General features: G+C 64.1%; 2 protein-coding genes and 1 riboswitch. Of the genes, one reads left to right on the top strand and one right to left on the bottom strand.

What is annotated here, in order from left to right:
• Positions 1-102 precede the first annotated feature (102 nt).
• Complete coding sequence (locus ACO6VM_RS27475) at positions 103-1,536, bottom strand: TolC family outer membrane protein (RefSeq protein WP_347151152.1); 1,434 nt, start codon at positions 1,534-1,536, stop codon at positions 103-105.
• A 160-nt stretch (positions 1,537-1,696) separates the two neighbouring features.
• Positions 1,697-1,803, top strand: a riboswitch (TPP riboswitch).
• Positions 1,804-1,960: 157 nt separating this feature from the next.
• Here ACO6VM_RS27475 and thiC point away from each other — a divergent pair.
• Entirely contained in the window at positions 1,961-3,841 is a 1,881-nt protein-coding gene (thiC, locus tag ACO6VM_RS27470; RefSeq protein WP_401055454.1) for a phosphomethylpyrimidine synthase ThiC, read from the top strand.
• Positions 3,842-3,960 lie beyond the last annotated feature (119 nt).

The raw sequence follows: 3,960 nt of genomic DNA, 5'->3' as shown, positions 1-3,960 counted from the left end.
CCCGCGATAGGGCCCGACCAGGCAGTGATGTTGCCTGGTCGGACGCTATCGCGGGGCAAGCCCGCTCCCACGAAACCCTTCCCTGCTACTGGTGTATTGCCTTCACGGCCTGCGTTCGAAGTTCTTCGCCGCCGCCGCCGCCAGGTCCGGTGGCAGGAAGTCCTTGTCCGGGTTGTAGTCGGCCTTCAGGTACCGCCCCAGGTCCTGCAGATCCTGCGGGCTCAATGTCCCCGCCGCCTGCTTCAGGCGCAGGTTGTCGAGGATGTAGTCATAGCGGCTGTTGTTGTAGTCGCGCACCGAGGTGTACAGCTGGCGTTGCGCATCCAGCACGTCGACGATGTTGCGGGTACCCACCTGGTAGCCGATTTCGGTGGCTTCCAGCGCACTCTGGTTGGAGATGATCGACTGCTTGCGCGCCTGCACCTGTTCCACGTCGGTGTTCACCGCGCGGTGCAGGTTGCGGGTGTTCTCCACCACCTGGCGGCGCAGGCTCTCGCGCTGCTGCTCGCTCTGGCTCAGGCGCTGGTAGGCCTCGCGCACCTGCGAGCTGGTCAGCCCGCCGCTGTAGATCGGAATGTTCAACTGCAGGCCGACGCTGGTCTGCTCCACATCGCCGCCGTAACGGATGCCGTTCTGCGAGGGGTTGGTGAAGCCGAGGCTGTCGTTGTCGCCCTTCTGGTACTTGGCCACCGCATCGAGGGTCGGCGCGTGGCCGGCCTTGCGCTGGCGCAGGGTCTCTTCGGCGGCATCGACCGCGTGGTTGGTGGCCAGCAGGTTGAGGTTCTGGCGCCCGGCGGTTTCGACCCAGGCCTTGGCGTCGTTGGGGATCGGCACCTGGATCGGCAGGGTGTGGACCACGCCCTGGATCGAGCTGTACTGGCGGTTGGTCAGGGTGATCAGCGCCTCGAAGGCGTCCTGCACCTGGCGCTCGGCGATGATCCGGTTGGCCCGGGCGGTGTCGTAGCTGGCCTGGGATTGCAACACGTCGGTCTTGTCCGACAGGCCGACGTCGAAACGCTCGTTGGACTGGTCCAGCTGGCGCTTGAACGCGGCTTCCTCGGCTTTGGTCGAGGCCAGGTTGTCCTGGGCGCGCAGCACGCTGAAGTAGTTCTCGGCAGTCTGCAGGATCAGGTTCTGCTCGGTGGCCGACAGCTCCAGCGCGGCCTGCTCGTTGACGGCCTCCGCGGCTTGCAGCTGGAACCAGCGGTCGGCGCGGAAGATCGGCTGGGCCAGGGTGGCGCTCCAGGAATTGCCGCTGCGGTTGGAGGTGATCGACGGGTCGTCGATCTTGGTGCGGGTGTTCATCATTTCGGCACCGGCCGACAGGTTGGGCAGCAGGCCGGCGCGGGCCTGCGGCACCACTTCGCGGCGGGCGCCGTAGTCGGCGCGGGCGGCGGCCAGGTCGGCGTTGTTGTCGACCGCTTCCTGGTAGACGCTGACCAGGTCGGTCTTGACCGTGGTGGGCGTATCCACTGCCCACGCCACTCCGTGGGTCGCACAAGACACGGCAATCGCCAGTGAGAGTTTGCGCAGCATAGGGCAATCCTTGATCAAGATTTAATTACTGTACTGTCGGGTATCGAGCGGTGCGCCAGTGTAGTGCCACGCGCAGGCATCAACAATCCACTGTTTGTGCCATTTGTCATGCCCCCAAATACCTGCTTGGCTTTGCCGACCACTCCAGCTTAGACTGCGCAGGTTCTTGTCGGGGTGCCTTGATGCAAAGGCTGAGATCGCAAAGTTGCGGATCCCGTTGAACCTGATCAGGTTAGCGCCTGCGTAGGGAACAAGATTGCTCTCACTTCCCGGGAGCCTCTTGTGCCAGGTCCGGGATCGTCACAGCTGCATGCAGCTCATGGCACCCCATATCCGGCACTGCACTCGTCATCACGAGTGCGTCCGCGCCTTTCAGGTTCACCCCGACATTCCGCCCGCTAGGAAGCTGTCTGGAGAGCCTGTGATGAGCAAACAAGAAAAAATTATCAGCCTGAGCGAGTCGGCCCAAGTCGACCAACAGTCCGTACAACCCCTGCCCAATTCGCGCAAGGTCTACGTCGAAGGTTCGCGCCCCGACATCCGCGTGCCCATGCGTGAAATCAGCCTGCACGACACCCCCACCGACTTCGGCGGCGAAAAGAACGCCCCGGTGCTGGTGTATGACACTTCCGGCCCGTACACCGACCCCAACGTCGTCATCGACGTGCGCAAGGGCCTGGGCGATGTGCGCTCGGCGTGGATCGACGCCCGTGGCGACACCGAGCGCCTGGAAGGCCTGAGCTCCAACTTCGGCCAGCAGCGCCTGAACGATGCCGAGCTGACCAAGCTGCGCTTTGCCCATGTGCGCAACCCGCGCCGCGCCAAGCCCGGCGCCAACGTTTCGCAGATGCACTACGCCCGCCAGGGCATCATCACCGCCGAGATGGAATACGTTGCCATCCGCGAGAACATGAAGCTGCAGGAAGCCCGCGCCGCCGGCCTGTTGAGCCAGCAGCACGCCGGCCACAGCTTCGGTGCCAACATCCCGAAAGAGATCACCCCCGAGTTCGTCCGCGAAGAAATCGCCCGTGGCCGCGCGATCATCCCGGCCAACATCAACCACACCGAACTCGAGCCGATGATCATCGGCCGCAACTTCCTGGTGAAGATCAACGGCAACATCGGCAACAGCGCCCTGGGTTCCTCGATCGAGGAAGAAGTGGCCAAGCTGACCTGGGGCATCCGCTGGGGTTCGGACACGGTCATGGACCTGTCCACCGGCAAGCACATTCACGAAACCCGCGAGTGGATCATCCGCAACTCGCCGGTACCGATCGGCACCGTGCCGATCTACCAGGCCCTGGAAAAGGTCAATGGCGTTGCCGAAGACCTGACCTGGGAGCTGTTCCGCGACACCCTGATCGAACAGGCCGAGCAGGGCGTGGACTACTTCACCATCCACGCCGGCGTCCTGCTGCGTTACGTGCCGCTGACCGCCAAGCGGGTCACCGGCATCGTCAGCCGCGGCGGCTCGATCATGGCCAAGTGGTGCCTGGCGCACCACAAAGAGAACTTCCTGTACACGCACTTCGACGAGATCTGCGAAATCATGAAGGCCTACGACGTCAGCTTCTCGCTGGGCGACGGCCTGCGCCCGGGCTCGATCGCCGACGCCAACGACGCCGCCCAGTTCGGTGAGCTGGAAACCCTCGGCGAGCTGACCAAGATCGCCTGGAAGCACGATGTGCAGTGCATGATCGAAGGCCCGGGCCACGTGCCGATGCAGCTGATCAAGGAGAACATGGACAAGCAGCTGGAGTGCTGTGACGAGGCGCCGTTCTACACCCTCGGCCCGCTGACCACCGACATCGCACCGGGTTACGACCACATCACCTCGGGCATCGGTGCGGCGATGATCGGCTGGTTCGGTTGCGCCATGCTCTGCTACGTCACGCCCAAGGAGCACCTGGGCCTGCCGAACAAGGATGACGTCAAGACCGGCATCATCACCTACAAGATCGCCGCCCATGCCGCCGACCTTGCCAAGGGCCACCCGGGCGCGCAGATCCGCGACAACGCGCTGTCCAAGGCCCGCTTCGAGTTCCGCTGGGAAGACCAGTTCAACCTCGGCCTGGACCCGGACACCGCGCGTTCGTTCCACGACGAGACGCTGCCCAAGGAGTCGGCCAAGGTCGCGCACTTCTGCTCGATGTGCGGGCCGAAGTTCTGCTCGATGAAGATCACCCAGGAAGTGCGTGAGTATGCCGCGAAGATCGAAACCGTCGATGTGACGGCCGAGCAGGGCATGCGCGAGCAGGCCGAGCGGTTCCGCCAGGAAGGCAGCCAGCTGTACCAGAAGGTCTGACCTTCTCGAGCTAACGTGATTGGCGTGGGAGCGGCGGTTCGGCGGCCCGACTTGCCCCGCGATGGCGATGTTGGACCCAACGACGCCATCACGGGGGAAGCCCGCTCCCACGTTTCAGC

The organism is Pseudomonas sp. GZD-209, from assembly GCF_049310485.1.
Taxonomy (GTDB): Bacteria; Pseudomonadota; Gammaproteobacteria; order Pseudomonadales; family Pseudomonadaceae; genus Aquipseudomonas; species Aquipseudomonas sichuanensis.
The sequence above is the reverse complement of the archived record's forward strand: the minus strand, read 5'-3'. Positions and strand labels throughout refer to the sequence as shown.

Coding starts and splice junctions, on each gene's coding strand:
- thiC (WP_401055454.1), top strand. CDS start 1,961: ATGAGCAAACAAGAAAAAATTATCAGCCTGAGCGAGTCGGCCCAAGTC.
- ACO6VM_RS27475 (WP_347151152.1), bottom strand. CDS start 1,536: ATGCTGCGCAAACTCTCACTGGCGATTGCCGTGTCTTGTGCGACCCAC.